This window comes from Paractinoplanes ovalisporus (assembly GCF_016834655.1).
Lineage (GTDB): Bacteria > Actinomycetota > Actinomycetes > Mycobacteriales > Micromonosporaceae > Actinoplanes > Actinoplanes ovalisporus.
Map to the genome: position 1 here is coordinate 310,730 of NZ_JAENHP010000003.1, position 19,206 is coordinate 329,935.

Here is a 19,206-nt window from a genome sequence, read left to right on the forward strand (position 1 = left end):
AACCGCGGTTCGTAGTGGGGTGCCGGGTCAGACGGTCGGGACGGTTCCGCCGTCGATGACGTACTCGGCGCCGACGATTGCTGCGGCTCGGTCGGAGACCAGGAAACCGACCAGGTCGGCGATCTCCTCGGTGGCCGCGAACCGGCCCAGCGGTACTCCGCCCAGGGAGTCGAAGATCGTCTGCTTGGCCTCGTCCCGGGTGAGTCCGTTGCCCTCGGCGATGCGGTCGACGAACCTCTCGTACGCCTCGGTCTCGATCCCGCCGGGGCTGATCGCGTTGACCCGCACGCCCCGGGGTGCGAGCTCGTTGGCGAGGCCCTTGCTGTAGGTCCGCAGCGCGGCCTTCGCGGCCGCGTAGGCCAGGGTCGCGTCGTACTGCGGCAACTCCCGCTGGATCGACGTGAAGTGCAGCACCACGCCCGATCCGGACTCGATCATCGCCGGCAGCAGGGCCCGGTCGAGCCGCACCGCCCCCAGGAAGTTGAGGTTCAGCTCGGTCAGCCACTGGTCGTCGGTGATGACCGCGAAACCGCCGGCCGGCGTCGAGGAACCCCCGACGACATGGACCAGGATGTCGAGGGCGCCGCCGGCTTCCGCGATGCGGGCGGCCACGAGATCAGCGCCTTCGGCCGTCGACGTGTCCGCCGCGATGAACCGGTCGGGGTGCTCGTACCCGTCGGGCATCGTGCGGGCCGTCACATAGACGTCGGCCCCCATCTCCCGCAATCTCTCGGCGACGGCCTGGCCCGAGCCCTTCGACCCGCCGGTGACCAGCGCCCGGCGACCGTCCAGACGGTCACGATCCGAATCAGACATGTGACGGGCCCCCGCTCAGGCTTCGTGGTTGGCGATGACGATCTCCGCGATGCGGTCGTCGCGCAGCGTGAACCGGTAGTCGAGCTCGGCGGTGCCCCCGGGGAACGTGCCCTCGAGCCGCACGGTCGCCACGAAGTGGGTCTCGTCGACGCGACGGGCGCCGATCTGCTCGGTCGTGTACTCGAACTCGGAGCCGGCGTCGCGCAGGAACGCGTGGACCTGGTCACGGCCGCGGACGGTCTCGCCCTGGTCGACGGCCACCACATCCTCGGTGAGGACCTTCGAGGCGGTGTCGGCGTCGCGGACGATGTGCGCGGCGAGGAAGTCGCGCACGACGGTGGGGAGCTGCTCGGACGGAAGATCGGCGTGCTGTGTCATGAGAGCACCGTGCGGCCTGACGCCCAGGGAAGGTCAAGCCCTGGACTCTCTCCCTGGGGGATGGTTCAGACTGCGAGGGTGCTGACCATCGGCGAGTTCTCCCGCCTGACCCACCTGAGCGTGCGGACTCTGCGCCGCTACCACGAGGCCGATCTGCTCGAACCGGCCGTGGTCGACCAGGCCACCGGTTACCGCTACTACGGCGTCGACCAGATCCCGGTCGCACAGGTCATCCACCGGCTGCGCGAACTCGACGTCCCCCTGAGCGACGTGCAGCGGATCCTGCGCACCCCGGACCCCGGCATCCGGGCGGCCCTGGTCGCGGAGCACCTGCAACGCCTCGAAGGCGTGCTCGACCGCACCCGGGCCGCGGTCGTGTCGCTGCGTCGTCTGCTCGAGCCTGATCCCGCGCCGATCCACGTGGAACTGCGTTCCGAGCCCGCCCGGACGGTCGCGGCGGTGGAGGCCGTCGTCGGCAGTGGGGACGTCGAGGCCTGGTTCGCGGGCGCGATGGCCGAGCTGGAGGCCGCCGTCGGTGACGCCGTGACCGGACCGCCGGGCGGCACCTACGACAACGCCCTGTTCGAGCAGGAACGCGGTCACGCGCTGGTCTATCTGCCGGCGACCGCTCCCCCGCGCGTCGGACGGGTGCACCCGGTGACACTGCCGGCGGCCGAACTCGCCGTCACGACCCACGTCGGGGAGCACGACGGCGTCGAGATCACCTACGGCGCCCTCGGGACCTGGGTGGTTCAGAACGCGATGTCGGTGGCCGGGCCGGTGCGGGAGGTCTACCTCGTCGGCCCCCGGGACGCCCGCGAACCCGCCGCGTGGCGCACCGAGATCGGCTGGCCGGTCTTCCGCCTCACCTGAAGAACGGCGGCGAGGAAGGACGGCAGCGGCGGGAAATGGCCGGCTGTTGCTATTCGGGGTGGGCGCCGAAGGCGGCGTATTTGTGGTGAGCGGCCCCGCCGCTAAGGCATCCTAGGATACTAGGAGTTCGATTCCGGGCGGTTGTCGGTTTACTCTGATCACATGTCTGCCGCTGCTCCCGCCGCTGTTCATCTCGCCCGGCCCCACCGGCCGGTCCTGGTGGCGGGAACACTGAGCGAATTGAACGGCCCCACGCACGGCCTTGTCGAGTTGCCGTTGCGGCTTTGGTGGGGTCCGCAAAGCGCGTTCGATCTGACCGAACCGACGATGCTGGCGTGGATGTACGAAAACGTTCTGCGCGAGGCCATTCGGGTCGAGGAACTGCGCACCTATCTGCACGGTCCGACCCTGACCCGGGTGTGGCCGGAACTGAACCTCCCCCGCGGCGTGCGGGCGGCCTGGGAGGCCCGGCACCCCCGGCTCCGCGCGGCCGGGGCCCGCTCCGCCACCGGCCGGCTGGTCGGCGCCGCCGCGTTCTGACCACGGTCGGCACGGTGGTGAGCGGTTCCCGCGGCGGGACATACTGATCCGATGACCGGGCAGGACGTCGACGACTTCTATGCGGACGTCGCGCGGATCGCGCTGGCGGTCGCGACCAAACACGGGTTCGTGCTCGGCGGCGGGTTCGCCTGGCTGGTCAACGGCCTGGTGGAGCGACCCACCGAAGACGTCGACCTGTTCACCGACACGGCCGGGGGCGTCGCGGCCGCGGCCGGAGAAGTGAGCACCGCGCTGCAGCAGGCCGGCTACCGGGTCGTACGGGAAGAGGGTGATGAACTTTTTGCGGGGATGGACGAGGACCTGCGGGAATTCCTCGTCGCCGGGCCGGACAAGGCGCTGCGGCTGACCCTGTGCCGGCTCGACCGCCACCAGACCCCGGTGGTGATGGAGGTCGGACCGGTCATGCACCTCGACGACCTGGTCGCCACCAAGGTCGCGGCGCTGGTCAACCGGCGCGAGGTGCGCGACTACATCGACGTGGCGGCCGCGCTCGAGCGCTACTCACTCCCCCAGCTGCTGGACCTCGCGCGCAAGGCCGACCCGGCGCTCGACCCGGAGGACGTGGCCGATGCCGGGCGCTATCTGGACCGGCTGCGCGACGCCCGGTTCACGCTCTACGGCCTCAGCCCGCAGCAGATCGCCGACCTGCGGCAAAGCCTCGCGTCATGGCCGCGCAGCTGATCCATATGATTGGTCAATCATGACGCTCACCGACCGCCTCCCCGGTTCCGCTGATCCCGACGCCGTTTTCGACGCCTTCCAGAAATGGGCGACCGAACAGGGCCTGGCCCTCTACACCCATCAGGAAGAAGCGCTCATCGAGATCGCCACCGGGGCGAACGTCATCCTCAACACCCCCACCGGCTCGGGCAAGAGCCTGGTCGCCACCGGGGCCCACTTCGCCGCGCTGGCCGACGGCCGCACCACCTTCTACACCGCGCCGATCAAGGCGCTGGTCAGCGAGAAGTTCTTCGCCCTGTGCGCGATCTTCGGGGCGCACAACGTCGGCATGCTCACCGGCGACGCCAGCGTCAACGCGGACGCCCCGATCATCTGCTGCACGGCCGAGGTGCTGGCCAACCTGGCGCTGCGCGAGGGCGCGGACGCCGACGTCGGCCAGGTCGTCATGGACGAGTTCCACTTCTACGCCGAACCCGACCGCGGATGGGCCTGGCAGGTGCCGCTGATCGAACTGCCCCAGGCCCAGTTCATCCTCATGTCGGCGACACTGGGCGACACCACGCGCTTCGTCGACGACCTCTCCCGCCGTACGGGCAGGGAAACCGCCGTCGTGGCGAGCGTGGAGCGACCGGTCCCGCTCCTTTTCTCGTACGCGATGACGCCCCTGCACGAGACGATCGAGGAGCTGCTGCAGACCAAGCAGGCGCCCGTCTACATCGTGCACTTCACGCAGGCGGCCGCCCTGGAACGGGCCCAGTCGCTGATGAGCATCAACATGGCCACCCGCGAGGAGAAGGACAAGATCGCGGCGGCCATCGGCAACTTCCGGTTCACGGCCGGCTTCGGCAAGGCGCTGTCCCGGCTCGTGCGGCACGGCATCGGCGTGCACCACGCGGGCATGCTGCCCAAATACCGCCGCCTGGTCGAGACCCTGGCCCAGGCCGGCCTGCTCAAGGTCATCTGCGGCACCGACACGCTCGGCGTCGGCATCAACGTGCCCATCCGTACGGTGCTGTTCACCGGCCTGTCCAAGTACGACGGGGTGAAGACCCGCCTGCTCAAGGCGCGTGAATTCCACCAGATCGCCGGTCGCGCCGGCCGGGCCGGGTTCGACACGCTCGGCACCGTGATCGTGCAGGCCCCCGAGCACGTGATCGACAACGAGCGGGCCCTGGCCAAGGCCGGCGACGACCCGAAGAAGCGCCGCAAGGTGGTCCGCAAGAAGCCGCCGGAGGGCACGATCGGCTGGGGGCAGCCCACGTTCGACCGGCTCGTGGCGGCCGACCCGGAACCGCTCACGTCGTCGTTCCAGGTGTCGCACGCGATGCTGCTCAACGTGCTGGCGCGCGGCGGCGACCCGTTCCAGGCGATGCGGCACCTGCTCACCGACAACCACGAGGAACCGGCCGCCCAGCGCCGGCACATCCGCCGGGCCATCGCGATCGCCCGCGCGCTGCTGGCGGGCGGGGTCATCGAGCGTACGGAGGAAGGCACCTACCGCCTCACCGAGGACCTGCAGCTCGACTTCGCCCTGAACCAGGCGCTGTCGCCGTTCGCGCTGGCCAGCCTCGAACTGCTCGACCGCGAGGCCCCCGACTACCCGCTCGACGTGGTCTCGGTGATCGAGTCGACCCTGGAGGACCCGCGGCAGGTGCTCTCGGCGCAGCGGCAGAAGGCCCGCGGCGAGGCCGTCAACGCGATGAAGGCCGAGGGCATCGAGTACGAGGAACGGATGGCGCTGCTCGAGGACGTCACCCACCCCCGGCCGCTGCTGGAGCTGCTCGAGGCCGCCTACGAGACCTACCGGCAGGGTCACCCGTGGGTCGCCGACTACGAGCTCAAACCCAAGAGCGTCGTGCGGGACATGTACGAACGGGCGATGACCTTCACCGAGTACGTGTCGTTCTACGGGCTGTCCCGTTCCGAAGGCCTGGTGCTGCGCTACTTGGCCGACGCGTTCCGGGCGTTGCGGCAGACCGTTCCCGAGGACGCCCGTACGGAGGAGCTGACCGACCTGATCGAATGGCTCGGCGAACTCGTGCGGCAGGTCGACTCCAGCCTGCTCGACGAATGGGAACGGCTGCGCAACCCGGGCGCCGAGCCCGAGGAGGTCCGCCTCGATGACAAGCCGCCCGCGGTCACCCGCAACACCCGCGCGTTCCGGGTGCTGGTGCGCAACGCCATGTTCCGCCGGGTCGAGCTGGCCGCGCTGCGCCGCTGGGACCTGCTGGGCGAGATGGACGCCGAGCACGGCTGGACGGCCGACCGCTGGCAGGACGCCATCCTCGACTACTTCGACGAGTACGACACGCTCGGCACCGGTCCCGCCGCCCGCGGTCCCGCGTTCCTGCACATCGAGGTCACCCCGACCGCGTGGGTCGTACGGCAGGTCTTCGAGGACCCGGAGGGCGACCACGACTGGGGCATCGAGGCCACCGTCGACCTGGCCGCCTCGGACGAGGCCGGCGCGGCGTCGATCGTCGTGACCGCGGTCGGCCCGCACTCGGGATGACCCGCGGCCGGGTTGCGGCCGGCTTCCTGCTCACCGTGCTGCTGCTGCCGTCGTTGACGGCGGTGGCGCACGCGGCCGGGCTCGAACTCACCGACGGTGTGCTGCTGTTCCTGGCCGCCACCGTCGGGGTCGCGCTGCTGGGTGGTCTGTGGCCGGCGCTGCTGGCCGCGGTCGGCGGGTTCCTGCTGCTCAACTACTTCTTTACGGCGCCCGTACGCAGCCTCGACGTCAACACCGGCCAGGGTGCGCTCGCCCTGACCGTGTTCGTGCTGGTCGCGTTGGCGGTGTCGTGGATCGTGGACCTGGCCGCCCGGCGTCTGCGCCAGGCCGACGACGCCGCCGCCGAGGCGCACATCCTGGCCGCGGTGGCCGGGGGTGTGCTGGCCGGTCCTGACCCCCTCGCTGGGTTGCTCTCGGAGCTGCGCGAGCTGTTCGGCCTGGAGTCGGTCGCGCTGCTGGAGCGGCGGGGAGCCGGCTGGGCTGTCGTCGCCGGCGCACCCGCCGCCCCGCTTGACGACGACGCCGTTCTCCCCCTCGCCGACGACGGCCTGATGCTCTCGTTCCGGGGCCGCGACCTCGACCGGAACGAGCAGCGCATCGCCGCCGCGTTCGGCGCTCAGGCCGCGGTGGCCCTGCGCCAGCAACGCCTCACCATGGCGGCCGAGGGCGACCGGGTGCGGTCCGCGCTGCTCACCGCCGTCAGCCACGACCTGCGCACCCCACTGGCCTCGGCCAAGGCGGCCGTGGCGGGGCTGCGCAGCGACGAGGTCCACTTCGACGAGGACGACCGGCGCGAACTCCTCGCGACCGCCGACGAGTCCCTCGACCGGCTCGGCGGGCTCCTCGCCAACCTGCTCGACATGAGCCGGCTGCAGGCGGGGGCGCTGGCCGTCCGGCTCACCGACGTCGGACTGGAGGACGCCGTCGCGCCCGCGCTGGACGAGCTGGGCGAGCCGGGGCGACGGGTGCGGGTGCGGCTGGGTGACGGGCTGGACGCCGTACGGGCCGATCCGGGTCTGCTCGACCGGGTGCTCGTGAACGTCGTCGGCAACGCGTTGCGCTACAGCCCGGACGGCCGCCCGCCCGAGATCACCGCGGGCGTTGCCGGCGACCGGGTCGAGCTGCGGGTGATCGATCACGGGCCGGGGATCCCGCCCGGCGACCGGGAGCGGGTGTTCCAGGCGTTCCAGCGGCTCGGCGACCGCGACAACCACACCGGCGTCGGGCTCGGCCTGGCCCTCTCCCGCGGCCTGGTCGAGGCGATGGACGGCACGCTGATCCCCGAGGACACTCCCGGAGGAGGGCTCACCATGGTCCTGACGCTGCCGAAGGGCACCACGTGACCCGCATTCTTGTTGTCGACGACGATCCGCAGATTTTGCGGGCCCTGCGGATCAACCTGCGGGCCCGTGACTACGAGGTCGACGTGGCGGCCGACGGCGCGAGTGCGCTCAAGGCCGCCGCCGCGCACTCCCCCGACCTGGTCGTGCTCGACCTGGGGCTGCCCGACATGGACGGCGCCGAGGTCATCCGCGGGCTGCGCGGCTGGAGCCCGGTGCCGATCATCGTCCTGTCCGGACGGGCCGAGGGCACCGACAAGGTGGCCGCGCTCGACGCCGGCGCCGACGACTACGTGACCAAGCCGTTCGGGGTGGACGAGCTGCTGGCCCGCATCCGGGCCGTGACCCGGCGCATCCACCCGTCCGACACCGCGCCCGGGCCGGTGACCGTCGGCCGGTACACGGTGGACCTGACCGACCACACCATCACCCCGGAGCAGCGGCTCACCCCGACCGAGTGGCAGCTGCTGGAACGGCTGCTGCGCAACCCGGGCAAGCTGATCACCCAGCGCAGCCTGCTGCACGACGTGTGGGGGCCGCAGTACGGCACCGAGACGAACTACCTGCGCCAGTACATGGCCCGGCTCAGACGTAAGCTCGAGGAGGATCCCACCCGGCCCCGTCACCTGATCACCGAGCCCGGAATGGGCTACCGGTTTCAGCCCTGAGGGGGTGTTGGGTGTTCACCATTCGCAACACCCGGCTGGTGCCGCCCGTCGATACTGGTCTCGACGCCCCGGCGTCAGTAACGTGACCACTCGATTGACGGTGGCCGGAGGAGTGACCGTGTCGTACAGCGACGTATACACGAGCGGCGGACGCCGGCTGCGTTACGAGGTGTCGGGCGCCCGTGACGGCGTCCCGGTCTTCCTGTTGCACGGCACCCCGGGCAGCCGCGTCGGGCCCAAGCCGCGCGGCGGCGTGCTCTACCGTCTCGGCATCCGCCTGGTCAGTTATGACCGGCCCGGCTTCGGCGGCTCCGACCGGCATCGCGGCCGGTCGGTGGCCGACTGCGCCGGCGACGTGGCCGCCATCGCCGACGACTTAGGCATCGACAAGTTCACCGTCGTGGGTCGTTCCGGCGGCGGGCCGCACGCGCTGGCCTGCGCGGCCCTGCTGCCGGAGCGGGTCACCAAGGCGGCCGTGCTGGTCAGCCTGGCCCCGCACGACGCCGAGATCGACTGGTTCGGCGGGATGATGCCGTCCAACGTGCAGGAGTTCGGCACCCCCGCGCAGGACGAGTCACGCCTGGTCGAGAGCCTGCGCCTGCAGGCCGACCGCACCCGGCGCAGCCCGGTCAGCCTGCTCGACTCGCTGCGGCAGGAGATCGCCGGCCCCGACCGCCACGTCGTCGGCGACCTGATGATGCAGCAACTGCTGGTCGAGACGTACGCCGAGGCGATGCGCGGCGGCCCGTACGGCTGGATCGACGACGTGCTGGCCTCGCGCCGCGACTGGGGTTTCCACCTCGACCAGATCAAGCAGCCCGTACGGGTGTGGCACGGCGCCGAGGACAACTGCGTCCCGCCCGCCCACGCGCGCTGGCTGGCCGAACGCATCCCCAACGCCGACCTGACCGTGCAGACGGGCACGGCCCACTTCGGCGCCATGGAGATCCTGCCCGAGATCCTGTCGTGGCTGGCCCAGCCGGCCGAGGTCCTGGTCTGACGCCGGTGAGCACCTTCGTTCTCGTGCCGGGAGCCTGGCACGGCGGTTGGTGGTACGAACCCCTGGCCGCGGATCGGGAGAAGCTGGGTCACCGAGCGGAATGCGTCACCCTGGCCGGTCTGTGGCCCGATGACGACCTCACCCGGCGCCCGGTCAACCTCACCACCCACGTCGAGCAGGTCACCGAGCTGGTCGCCGACCTGACCGCGGGCGGCGGGCAGGTGGTGCTGGTCGGGCACAGCTACGGCGGTCAGGTGATCAACGGCGCCGCCGACCGTGACCCGTCGCGGGTGAGCGCGCTCGTGCACCTCGACACCGACGTGGTGGAGGACGGCGAGTCCTGCTGGGACGTGACGACCGACGACAACCGGAAATACTTCCTCGACTCGGTCGGCGGCGACGGGCTGGGCCTGGCGCCGATGCCGTTCTTCGACGAGCGGGCCCGGCCGCACCCGTTCGCCACGCTGCTCGAGAAGAGCCGGTTGACCGGGGCGTGGCGGCAGGTGCCGGTCAAGCGGTACGCGGCCGCCCTCGACACGCCGGGCGGCCCGCAGGCCCCCACCACGATGGACCGGCTGCGCGACGACCCCGGCTGGCACTACGAGGAATGGCCGACCACCCACAACGTGCTGCGCGACGGCCCCGAGCGGGTGCTGGGACTACTGCGCGACCTGTGAGCGCGACCGATGCCGGGCGGGTTCCAGGGCTGCTGCGCGACCTGTGAGCGGGAACGGCGCAGGGCCACGACGACGACCGCCGCGGTGAGGCCGAGCACGGGGAAGACGCCCGCGGGACGGCGACGCTCACCGGCCAGACGGCGGCACGCAGGCCCCACACGTACGCCGGAATGACGAACCCGGGGCATCGGGGTCACCACGAGCAGCGGCGCCAGTCCCGCAGAGGCTAGATTGCGCATGTGTCCGGCGCCACGATCGAGAACAAGTCCACCCTCGTATATTTCGGGGACGACTCGTTCACCTATGCGGGCCGGCACGTCCACGAGCTCGAGATGCGGGTGCACACGCACAGCTTCGTCGAGGTGGCGATCGTGGCCGGCGGCAGCGGTGTGCACCACAGCCTCAACGGCCGGCAGGCACTCAAGCCGGGCGACACCCTGCTGCTGCGCCCGGGCGTGTGGCACGGCTACGAAGACTGCCGCGACCTCGAGGTCTACAACTTCTGCTTCTCGGCCGAGCTGCTGCGCCGCGAGCTGGCCTGGACCCGCGACGACCCGCTGCTCGGGCACCTGCTGTGGACCGGCCCCTATGCGGAACGTCGCCGCGGCATCCTCGCCACGCACCTGGGCGAGGCGGAACGCGCCGCCTGTTTCGCCCACCTCGACGCGCTGGCCGAGCTGCGCGCGCTCCCGGCCCACCTGCACCGGGCCGACCAGATCGCCCAGGTGGTGCTGGCCCTGGGCTGCGTGGCCCGCGCGGTCGGCTCCGAGGTGCGGCAGGATCCGCTGCACCCGGCCGTGGTCGAGGTGATGCGCCGCATCGAGGGCGACCCGGCCCGCAACTGGACGCTGGCCGAGCTCGCCGACGGGCTGCACCTGGCCCCGGGCTATCTGGTGCGGCGGTTCAAGTCGGTCACCGGGCTGCCCCCGGTGGCGTTCCTGTCCCGTCACCGGGTCGAGCTGGCGGCCGAGATGCTGCTGCACACCGACCGTACGGTGCGGGCCATCGCCGAGAGCGTGGGCTGGCCCGACCAGAACTACTTCGCCCGCCGTTTCCGCGCCCACTACGGCCTGACCGCCACCGACTATCGCACCCGTTTCGCCCGTGGCGGCAAGCCGCTGGGCGAGCCCCGGGCCACCGACGACCCGGTCTAGAACGGGTGGGGGTCGAGCGTGCGGTGCAGGTAGCGGCCCTCGCGCATGGCCTCGACGGCCGGGTGGGTGTCGCCCAGGGCCTCGCGCAGGCGGCGTTGGGCCTCCCGCTCGGCGGCGGCGTTGCGGCCCTCCACGTCGGCCCGGATCAGGGTCAGGTTGGCCACGGCCCGGGCGGTGTCGGGGTGCCGCATGCCCAGCACCCGTTCGATCCGCTCCACCACCGGCATGATCATCCGGTACGCGTCGGGGACCGCTCCCCACTCGGCGGTGAAGATCGCCTGGTTGAGCCGGGCGGCCAGCCCGTACGGGTGGTCGGCGCCGAGCCGCCGTTCGAAGCCCTCGGCCGCCTCCCCCGACAGCCGCCGCGCGGTGCCCAGGTCGCCGACCGCCCGGGCCACCGTCGACCGGTTGTTCAGGCAGGTCAGCGTGTGTGGGTGGGAGGCGCCGAGGCTGGTCCGGTAGGAGCGTTCGACCCGGCCCATCTCGTCACCGGCGGTGTCGGGCTCACCGGTCGCGGCCAGGCTCACGGCCCGGCTCAGCCGGCAGGCCAGCGTCTCGGGGCTGTCCGGGCCGAGCAGCCGGTTGAGGTTGTCGTAGGCGGAGTCGAGCCGGTTGGCCGCCTCCCGGTTGCGCCCGGCGCTGCGCTCGGAGACGGCCAGGTTCGCCATCACGCTGTACGTGCGGGGCGCGTTGTCGCCGAAGGCCTGCCGGTTGCGGTTGAGGATGTCGGTCAGCAGCCCGATCGACTCGACGTACTCGCCGGCCTCGCGCAGGTCACGGCCGAGGTTGCTGCCCACCGACAGGGTCAGCGTGTGCTGTTCGCCCAGCACCAGCGTGCACCGCTCGTACAGGTGCCGTTCGCGGTCGCGGGCCTCGTGCACCCGGCCGGAGAGCCGCAGCGAGCTGGCCAGGTTGTTCATGGCCGACATGGTGCGCAGCACGTCCTCGCCGAAGATCTCGATCCAGGCCGCCGTGGTGCGTTCGTCGAGGCGCAGCGCGTCGGAGTAGAGCCCGAGCGCGCGCAGCGAGGCGCCGAGCCCACCGGCCGTGGTGAGCGTATTGGGGTGGTAGTCGCCGAGCAGTTCCCGCTGCTCGGCCAGCACCTTCTCGTCGAGGGCGCGGGCCTCGGCGAACTCGGCCCGGTCGCGCAGGATGTTGGCCAGATGGAACTGGAGCTGCAGCAGTTGCCGGTTCAGCGACGCACGGGCGTAGTCGTCGCCGAGGTCGTCGCGCAGCTCGGTCCAGCGCCGCACGTACTCCTCGGCCAGCCGCCGCCCGTCGTTGTAGCCGCCGGACTGCCACACGTAACGCACCCGGTCGATGACGAGGCGCCGCACCGGCTCCTCGTGCGACAGGTAGGCCCGGGAGACCTCCAGGTGGGGCCAGAGCTGACGGAACCGGGCCCAGGTGGCCGGGTCGTCGACCTCGCCGGTGGGGCGGGCGGCGGCGAGGACCTGGTGCACCTCGCGGCGGGCCTCGTCGAGCTGCTCGGCGCTCAGTCGCTGCCGGACCACGTGCTGCACGATGCGGTGCACGTGGATCTGCCCGCCGCCGATGTCGAGCTTGAGCAGCGCCAGCCGGTTGATCTGCTGGATCAGGGCGCCGCGGTACATGGCGTCGGAGACCATCGGGTCGAGCGGGCGCAGCAGTTCGGCCATCCGGTCGCTGTAGATCAGGTCGAGGGCGATCTGCGGCGCCAGCACCGAGCAGAGCGTCAGCAGCCGGTACGCGGCCGCCGACCGCTCCTCGAGGCGCTTGAGCGACAGGTCCCAGACCGATTCCAGGTTGGCCGGCCCGTACGTCTCGATGTGGGCCAGGTAGTCGTCGATCGGGGCGCCGGTGTCGGCCAGCCACGCGCCCGCGGCGGCGACCGCGATCGGCAGGTCACCGAGCAGCTCGGCCAGCCGGGCGGCGTCTTCGCTGCGCAGGCTGGGCACGCGTTTGCGCAGGTGGGCGACGCTCTCGCGGCGGTCGAAGACGTCGACCTGCACGACCTGGGCCCGTTCGCCCCAGCCGGCGTCGCGGGAGGTGACGATGACGTGGCCGCCGGGTCCGCTGGGCAGGAACCGGCTGACCACCGAGATGTCCTCGGCGTTGTCGAAGATGACCAGCCAGCGGCTCAGGGTGCGCCCGCGGCGCAGCGCGCCCAGCACGGCCTGGGCGTGGTCGGCGATGCCGCCGTCGGTGGCCAGCCCGAGCTCGCGGGCCAGGTCGGAGAGCTGGGTGTCGACGAAGGTGACGGGGTCGGCGTCGATCCACCAGACGAAGTCGTACGCGTTGCGGAACCGGTGGGCGTACTCCATCGCCACCTGGGTCTTGCCGATGCCGCCCATGCCCTGCAACGCCACCGGCGAGGCGCCCGAGAGCACCACCGGGCTGCTGCTGGACTGCAACCGGTCACGCAGGTCGAGCAGGTCCTTCTCGCGGCCGGTGAACTGCACGTTGCGGATCGGGGCGTTGAACAGCACCGTCGAGCGGCCCGGGTAGCGCAGCCCGATGCGGCCGCGGTCGAACTCGTCGGCCGGGTGCCCGACCAGGCGCAGCAGCCGGGCGACGGCCACCTCCTCGGTCTGGCCGATCAGGAACGCCGAGTCGCGATCGGGTTGCCCGCGCAGGGCGCTGACATCGGAGACGTACGCGACCAGGGGCGCCCGGGGGTCGCTGCGGTCGCGGGGCACGCGGGCCTGTTCGGCGAGCGCGTTGACGGCCGACACGACGGTCAGGGTGCGGCCCTCGGGGGTGGGCACGTTGTCGGCCTCGGGGTCGACCGCGACCGCGTTGACCGTGACCCCGCTCGTCTGCAGCACCTTGGCGATCCACTCGGCCCAGAGCCGGTCGTCGGGGGCGTAGCGCAGCGCGATCTTCGACTCGGGCAGGATCGTCGGGCGCACGAACCGGGCGGCGGTGCGTTCGCGCAGCGACTCCTCCATCGGCGGCAGCGCGTCGATCTCGCCGTCGGTGATGTAGCGGGCCAGGGTCTCGTACGCGGCCAGCATCGAGCTGCGCGAGCCGGGCCGGTCGCCGAAGGTGGCCAGGGTCTCCTCGTACGCGTAGAACGGCACGTACGGCACCTCGACCGTCGACCAGTACGCGTCCCGCTCGCGGGCCGACATGCCGGACGGCAGTCCCCCGAAGCGCTGCCGGGCGGCCAGCCGGCCCGCGTCGGCGCGTTGCAGCTCGGCCAGGTCGACCCGCATCGGGACGGGCAGGATGCGGATCTGGCGGCGGCCCTGCTGCGACGAGACGTTGGCGGCCACCGTGGCGGCGCCGTCGATGCCCTGTTCACTGAACGTGAAGCAGTCGATGAGCACGTCGGGCATGTGGACCGTGCAGATCCCGGCGACGTCGCTCCACCCCGTACGGGAATCGATCAAGGCGTAGTCGTAGCGGGACCTCATGTCGTCGCGTAACGCGTCGAACAGCTGCCCGCCGCCGAGCCGCTCGTAGAACTCGTCCCAGTCGCGCTCGTAGACGCTGCGCGCGTAGTCCTGGTTCTGGCTGCCGGCGCCGAGGAAGTCGAGGGTGCCGCCGGACGGGAAGTGGTCCCAGTTGATCGTGAAGGCGTGCCGGCTGACCCGGGCGTAGTCGCGGTGCCAGTCGTCGTCGCGGTCGACGTCCTGCAGGGTGGCCTGCTCGTAGCCGCGGACCAGCTCGATCACGCCGCCCGAGTCGGCCAGGGCCTGGGGGTCGATGAACGGGCGGAAGAAGCGGTGCAGGCCCGGCGACTCGAGGTCCCAGTCGGCGACCAGGACCCGCTTGCCGTTGGCGGCCAGGATCCACGCCACGTTCGCCAGCGCCATGGTGCGGCCGGTGCCGCCCTTGTACGAGTAGAACGTGACGACCTTGCCGCCGTCAGTCATCGGGTCCCCCGTCGATTCTGGGCAGTGCGGAGTCGGCGCCCTTGGGCAGGAACACCGGGGCGTTCTTCCGGTACGCCGTGCACGCCTGGTCGATGATGGACGGCATCCGCTCGACGAGGCGGTCGGCGTCGCGCAGCAGCGTGATCCGGTTGCGGGCGATCCCGGCCGCGATCAGGGTATCGGCCACGGTGGCGTGCAGGGTGGCGCCGCGCGCGGCGTACTCGGGGTCGGAACGGTCGGCCACCAGCAGCACGGTCGCCCAGTCGGGGATGCGCCCGGCCAGCCCGGAGAGCCGTTCCAGCCCGTCGGGGGTGGCCGCCACCCACGGGTCGATCAGCACCAGCGCCGCGCCCTGGGCGAGCACTCCGAGGTCACCGGGCCGGTCGACGATGCGGGCGGGCTGGCCCAGGCGCTCGGCGACGTTGGCCACGTATTCGGCGATCGGGAACTGCTCGAGGTCCCGGTACGGGGTCCAGGCGCGCGGCGCCGTGCCGTACGAGCCGGTCGAGCGGCCGGGCGGGGTCTCGCCGCGCGGCGGGGCGACCACGGCCACCGTGAACAGGATGTCGGTCGGGGCGGTGGGCTCGGCGGTGACCTCGTCGATCGCGACCGCCAGCGGGGCCGGGCGGGGCGCCTCGGAGGCCAGGGTGACGATCTGGTAGGCCAGGCGGCGCACGATTGCGTGGTACTGCTTGCGATAGAGGGCGAGCCGCGACATGGCCTGCAGACCCTCGTCGGCGTATTCGGGGATGCCGGCGCCCAGGCGCAGGGCGGCCGTGCGCTCGGTCTCGTGCTCCCAGGGCGGCCACGGCACCCACAGCACCGGCACCGTGAAGTGGTCGGCCATCGCGGGGTCGGCGTAGCGGCTGGCGAACGACGCCCGTTCGCGCAGCGGCCACGACTTGTTGAAGTATCCCGGCGAGTAGAGGGCCACGAAGACGTCGGTGTTGCTCAGCACCCCGGCCAGGGCGGTCTTCCAGTCGGTAAGCGGTTGCACGAGGTCGTCGTAGTAGCCGACCTGGGTGCGGCGGTCGGCGCCGACCAGCCGGGCCACCTCGGCCGAGAGCGCGGTGAAGAACTGGCCGGCCCAGTGGTCGGTGTCGGGCCGGTCGCCCGCCCGCAGCCGCACCGAGTGGCCGTAGCTGAGGTAGAAGTAGTACCGCGTCACGGCTGCGGCCCCCTCTCGAAGTCGGTGCGCAAGTCGTCCGAGCTCGGCAGGTGCAGGGGTTCGACCCGGTAGTTCTGGCGCAGCCACTCGACGCGCTGCGCGATGCGCCAGACGATCGCCTCGTACACCGTCTGCTGGCCGGTGCGCAGCAGCCCGAGCAGCCCGTCGGTCTGGTAGTCGGCGCGGAAATCCTCGCGCAGCCGGGTCGGCACGAAGATGTTGACGTCGGAGACGACCGGCGGCAGCGGGGTGCTCAGCGGTGTCCACAGCACCGGCACCACCGCCGTCTCGAACGGCGGGGCGTGGTCGTGGCGGGGCACCACGCGACGGCGGGAGAACAGGTCCCACTCGCGGGCACACCACTCGCTGCCGGTCAGGTAGGGGGTGGAGAGCAGGCAGATGAGCACCTGACAGGTGCCGGCCGCGTGCAGCAGCTGCCGTTCCCACAGCTCGCCGCCGCCGCGGGCCACGTCGAGATAGCCCGGGTCGCGGCCGGGGATCGAGCCGATCAGGTTGTTGACGTTCTCGCTGAGCTCGTCGAAGAACTGCATGACGAACCGGTTGGGTTCGCGCGGCGGGCCGGCGCCCTGACGGGGCGGGTCGGGACGCCAGTAGCTCAGGAAGAACACCGGGGCGGCCGGATCGTCCCGCCCCGCCGCCTCGTCCGTGCTCGCGACCTCTCTCACAGGACGCTCAGTCAACCACGTGATCGCAACCTCCACGCAGGACGGTCGGGCTTGCCGGCTCCGGTCAGGCCGCCCAGCTGCCGACGGTGTCGGCCATGCGCCCGACGAACCTCTTCCCGGCCGGGGTGAGCCGGTCGCCGGTGCGCAGCGCGCCGATCGCCTCGCCGGTCCAGTCGCGGTAGGTGCGGAACAGCTTGCGGCTCTGGTCGCCGCCGTCGCGGTCGGCCCGGCGCCGCCACACGTCGGCCACCGCAAGGTGCGCGTATGCGCCCTGCAGGGCCGCCTCGACCGGGCGGGGGTCGGGCCGCCAGCCGACCTTCAGCCGGTCACCACCCGCGTCGTCGGGCACGAGGTCGATCAGGTCGAGCACGGCCCCCAGCTTGGTGTGCTGGAACTCGTGCACGAGCAGCACGGCCAGCTCGGCCGGGTCGGTGCGGGCGATGCCGAGCGCCCCGAACGCGTGCCGGGAGGTGGCACTGCGCAGGGTGCCGTCGGGGGCGGGGGCCAGCGGCACGATCGCGCGCAGGCCCTGACGCAGGCCGCCGATCTGATCGGGTGCGTCCACACTCAACGCTTCCCAGGCGCCGCGCAGCGCCGACGACCAGCCCCCGGCGGCGGTGGCGTCGAGGTGGCCGGTGGCGGCGTGCTGCAGGCGGTCGCGGTACGGGTCGGCGTCCTCGAGGAGGATCCGTACGCCGTCGACCGTGACCCAGCGGGCGGCGTGCCAGCCGCGCGCCCCGGCGTCGCCCGCGACCGAGGCCCGGCCGCCCGGCCAGCGCAGCGTGAACGAGCCGGGGGCGGCCGACACCGTGACCTCGGCCGCCGGGGCCGCGAAGAACCCGACCGTGGGCAGGTGGATGCGCCCGCCGTGGGCCCGCACCGGCACCTCGACCGGCAGACCGGCGCGCACGGCGACCGCCGCGGCGATGGCGGCCGCCCAGTCCGGGTCGCAGTCGCGGCCGCCGTCGAGGCAGCTCACGGCCCACGAGCGTACGAAGGGATGCCGCAACACCTCGTCGAAGATCTCGGGCGCCTGCCGTTCCAGCTCGGCCAGCAGATGCCCGCCGGCCGCGGTCTCGCCCGCCACCTCCCCCACCAGGGCACGGTTGACCGCCAGCTCGGCGTCGGCCAGCAGGGCGACCGCGTCCGCGTCGCCGTAGCCGTAGCCGAGGCCGTCGAAGGCGTCCGCCGGAAGCGCGCCGAGGTCGCCCGCGACCGGACCGGGGTGCTCGTTGATCGCGATGATGAGCTCCTTCAGGTCGTCGCAGTAAACGGAGGGGTTGTCGAAGCCGGAACCGGCGCGGTGGCGGTGGGCGGTCAGGCCGCCGCCGCACTGGCGCACGAGCTCGCAGGCGCGGCAGGTGGCCGAGAGCGCGGCCAGGCCGGCCCGGCGGCGGCGCATCGCGGGCAGGCCGGTGACGTCGTCGGCCGAGGCGTCGAAGACGGTCAGCCCGGTCGCCCCGCCGGCCGGCCCGGTGGTCTTCATCGAGTCGGGTTCCTCCCACGCCCCGTCGGTCTCGATCACCACGACGTCGCCGGTGTCGACGCCGACCGCCTCGGACTGGCTCGGCCCGCCCAGGCCGAGGGAGCGGATCGAGTCGAACAGGCGGACCGGGACCGGGCGGTCGTCGGCCGCCCACCGGTCGTGGAAGGTGCGCAGCCAGGGGCCCACCGGTTGCGGCGGCGGGGTGTCCCACGTGGCGTGCGGCAGCAGCAGGTCGATGCGGGGCGGTTCCTCGGCCAGCAGCGCCTGGTAGACGGCGATCGGGTCGTTGGCGGCGTCGATCGTGCAGAGCAGGCCCGCATAGAGCGGCCGGAACCGGGGCTGCCGGAGCAGGGCCAGGCCCCGCAGCGTCTGCGGGTGGCTGGTGGCGCCGTTGCGGTAACGCCGGTGGCGGTCGTTCTCGGCGCGGCCGCCGTCGAGCGAGACCCCGACCCGTACGCCGAACTCGAGCAGCAGCTCACACAGGGCGGCGTCGAGGCGTACGGCGTTGGTCTGCATGCGCAGGTCGAGCCCGCACACCCCGGTGATCGTGCCGTGCAGCTCGGTGAGCAGGGCGCGCAGCCGCCGCGGGCCCAGCAGCAGCGGCTCACCGCCGTGCAGCACCACGCCCACCTGGGCCAGGCCGTGCCGCGCGGCGTGCTGGGCGATGCGACCGGCGGCGGCGCGCACGGTCTCGGGCGCCATCACGAGCGGCCGGCCCCGCCACGACTGGTCGGCGTGCTCGTAGATGTAGCAGTGGTCGCACGCGAGGTCGCAGCGGCTGTGGACCTTCAGCACGAAGTGGCGCAGCGGGCGCCACGGGGTCTCCACCCCGGGTCAGATGCCCGAAGTGAAGGGCGTGACGTCGGAGCGCTCACGCGATCGTTCGAGCCGGACGATGCGGCGGACGATCGACGCCGACGCGGCCCGTTCGATCTGGTCGATGGGGCTCCGGCGAGCCTCGTCGAGCGGGCGCGGAGCGGGTGATTTCGCGGTAGGCAGCGGCACGACGATTCCCCCAGATCCCGGTCAAGGCATCTGGAAGCATAGACAACACCTGACGTCATGTCACGGGCACGCTCGGTGGCCGCCGTTACCGCAGCTAGAGTCGGTTTGCCCCGATGACCCGATAGACGGTTGTCTGTTCCAGCACGCGGGGCTCCTCGACGTCGCCGTCGCACAGCAAAGCCACCGGCTGCCTGGGCAGACCCGACACCTTGTCCGGCATCCAGCCCACCACCAGCCACACCCGGTCGGCGCCGCCGTGGGCGCCCGGCTCGCGCAGATAGAGCGGAAAGTACTGCGGGATCACGCTCCCGACGCTACGCGGTGACCGGGCGCCCCCGGGC

17 protein-coding genes are annotated in these 19,206 nt (G+C 72.2%); 9 read left to right on the forward strand and 8 right to left on the reverse strand.

Annotation, left to right across the window (positions count from 1 at the left end):
* Window positions 1-27 precede the first annotated feature (27 nt).
* Both JIG36_RS11655 and JIG36_RS11660 read right to left on the reverse strand, forming a co-directional pair.
* On the reverse strand, window positions 28-816 hold the full coding sequence (locus JIG36_RS11655; protein WP_203376118.1) for an SDR family oxidoreductase: 789 nt from the start codon (window positions 814-816) through the stop codon (window positions 28-30).
* Window positions 817-831: 15 nt separating this feature from the next.
* Window positions 832-1,194, reverse strand: a complete 363-nt coding sequence (locus JIG36_RS11660) for a nuclear transport factor 2 family protein (RefSeq protein ID WP_203376119.1) — start codon at window positions 1,192-1,194, stop codon at window positions 832-834.
* A gap of 78 nt (window positions 1,195-1,272) precedes the next feature.
* On the opposite strand from JIG36_RS11660, the gene JIG36_RS11665 reads away from it, so the two are divergent.
* The 9 genes from JIG36_RS11665 to JIG36_RS54015 all read left to right on the forward strand — a co-directional run bounded on the left by JIG36_RS11665 (window position 1,273) and on the right by JIG36_RS54015 (window position 10,660).
* Window positions 1,273-2,067 (forward strand): MerR family transcriptional regulator, encoded by a 795-nt coding sequence (locus tag JIG36_RS11665; protein ID WP_307872678.1) that lies wholly within the window; start codon window positions 1,273-1,275, stop codon window positions 2,065-2,067.
* A 162-nt stretch (window positions 2,068-2,229) separates the two neighbouring features.
* Window positions 2,230-2,607 carry a hypothetical protein gene (locus JIG36_RS11670; protein ID WP_203376121.1) on the forward strand — a complete coding sequence of 126 codons (378 nt, stop codon included), beginning with the start codon at window positions 2,230-2,232 and terminating at the stop codon, window positions 2,605-2,607.
* Window positions 2,608-2,658: 51 nt separating this feature from the next.
* Window positions 2,659-3,309, forward strand: coding sequence for a nucleotidyl transferase AbiEii/AbiGii toxin family protein (locus JIG36_RS11675; protein ID WP_203376122.1), 651 nt, complete (start codon window positions 2,659-2,661; stop codon window positions 3,307-3,309).
* Window positions 3,310-3,328: 19 nt separating this feature from the next.
* The gene (locus JIG36_RS11680) at window positions 3,329-5,821 is read left to right on the forward strand and encodes a DEAD/DEAH box helicase (protein ID WP_203376123.1); all 2,493 of its coding nucleotides are present in this window, start codon (window positions 3,329-3,331) and stop codon (window positions 5,819-5,821) included.
* Window positions 5,818-7,164: a sensor histidine kinase gene (locus JIG36_RS11685; protein ID WP_203376124.1), complete on the forward strand. Its 1,347-nt coding sequence runs from the start codon at window positions 5,818-5,820 to the stop codon at window positions 7,162-7,164. The genes JIG36_RS11680 and JIG36_RS11685 overlap by 4 nt, the downstream gene beginning before the upstream one ends.
* Window positions 7,161-7,829 (forward strand): response regulator, encoded by a 669-nt coding sequence (locus tag JIG36_RS11690; protein WP_203376125.1) that lies wholly within the window; start codon window positions 7,161-7,163, stop codon window positions 7,827-7,829. Before JIG36_RS11685 ends, JIG36_RS11690 begins: the two co-directional genes overlap by 4 nt.
* Before the next feature lie 82 nt (window positions 7,830-7,911).
* On the forward strand, window positions 7,912-8,829 hold the full coding sequence (locus tag JIG36_RS11695) for an alpha/beta fold hydrolase (RefSeq protein WP_438870721.1): 918 nt from the start codon (window positions 7,912-7,914) through the stop codon (window positions 8,827-8,829).
* A 5-nt stretch (window positions 8,830-8,834) separates the two neighbouring features.
* Entirely contained in the window at window positions 8,835-9,506 is a 672-nt protein-coding gene (locus tag JIG36_RS11700; RefSeq protein ID WP_203376126.1) for an alpha/beta fold hydrolase, read from the forward strand.
* A 239-nt stretch (window positions 9,507-9,745) separates the two neighbouring features.
* Window positions 9,746-10,660, forward strand: a complete 915-nt coding sequence (locus JIG36_RS54015; protein WP_203376127.1) for an AraC family transcriptional regulator — start codon at window positions 9,746-9,748, stop codon at window positions 10,658-10,660.
* Here JIG36_RS54015 and fxsT read toward each other — a convergent pair.
* The 6 genes from fxsT to JIG36_RS11735 form a co-directional block, all read right to left on the reverse strand.
* The gene (gene fxsT / locus JIG36_RS11710) at window positions 10,657-14,520 is read right to left on the reverse strand and encodes an FxSxx-COOH system tetratricopeptide repeat protein (RefSeq protein ID WP_203376128.1); all 3,864 of its coding nucleotides are present in this window, start codon (window positions 14,518-14,520) and stop codon (window positions 10,657-10,659) included. The two genes, JIG36_RS54015 and fxsT, sit on opposite strands and share 4 nt — an antisense overlap.
* On the reverse strand, window positions 14,513-15,688 hold the full coding sequence (gene fsxC / locus JIG36_RS54020; RefSeq protein WP_203376129.1) for an FxsC protein: 1,176 nt from the start codon (window positions 15,686-15,688) through the stop codon (window positions 14,513-14,515). The genes fxsT and fsxC overlap by 8 nt, the downstream gene beginning before the upstream one ends.
* Window positions 15,685-16,374: a TIR-like protein FxsC gene (locus JIG36_RS11720; RefSeq protein ID WP_203376130.1), complete on the reverse strand. Its 690-nt coding sequence runs from the start codon at window positions 16,372-16,374 to the stop codon at window positions 15,685-15,687. The genes fsxC and JIG36_RS11720 overlap by 4 nt, the downstream gene beginning before the upstream one ends.
* 64 nt (window positions 16,375-16,438) lie before the next feature.
* On the reverse strand, window positions 16,439-18,688 hold the full coding sequence (locus JIG36_RS11725; RefSeq protein ID WP_203376131.1) for an FxsB family cyclophane-forming radical SAM/SPASM peptide maturase: 2,250 nt from the start codon (window positions 18,686-18,688) through the stop codon (window positions 16,439-16,441).
* A gap of 6 nt (window positions 18,689-18,694) precedes the next feature.
* Window positions 18,695-18,865 carry a hypothetical protein gene (locus tag JIG36_RS11730; protein ID WP_203376132.1) on the reverse strand — a complete coding sequence of 57 codons (171 nt, stop codon included), beginning with the start codon at window positions 18,863-18,865 and terminating at the stop codon, window positions 18,695-18,697.
* Between the two features lie 94 nt (window positions 18,866-18,959).
* Window positions 18,960-19,169 (reverse strand): hypothetical protein, encoded by a 210-nt coding sequence (locus tag JIG36_RS11735; RefSeq protein ID WP_203376133.1) that lies wholly within the window; start codon window positions 19,167-19,169, stop codon window positions 18,960-18,962.
* Between the last annotated feature and the right edge of the window lie 37 nt (window positions 19,170-19,206).

Coding starts and splice junctions, on each gene's coding strand:
- JIG36_RS11655 (WP_203376118.1), bottom strand. CDS start 816: ATGTCTGATTCGGATCGTGACCGTCTGGACGGTCGCCGGGCGCTGGTC.
- JIG36_RS11660 (WP_203376119.1), bottom strand. CDS start 1,194: ATGACACAGCACGCCGATCTTCCGTCCGAGCAGCTCCCCACCGTCGTG.
- JIG36_RS11670 (WP_203376121.1), top strand. CDS start 2,230: ATGTCTGCCGCTGCTCCCGCCGCTGTTCATCTCGCCCGGCCCCACCGG.
- JIG36_RS11675 (WP_203376122.1), top strand. CDS start 2,659: ATGACCGGGCAGGACGTCGACGACTTCTATGCGGACGTCGCGCGGATC.
- JIG36_RS11680 (WP_203376123.1), top strand. CDS start 3,329: ATGACGCTCACCGACCGCCTCCCCGGTTCCGCTGATCCCGACGCCGTT.
- JIG36_RS11685 (WP_203376124.1), top strand. CDS start 5,818: ATGACCCGCGGCCGGGTTGCGGCCGGCTTCCTGCTCACCGTGCTGCTG.
- fxsT (WP_203376128.1), bottom strand. CDS start 14,520: ATGACTGACGGCGGCAAGGTCGTCACGTTCTACTCGTACAAGGGCGGC.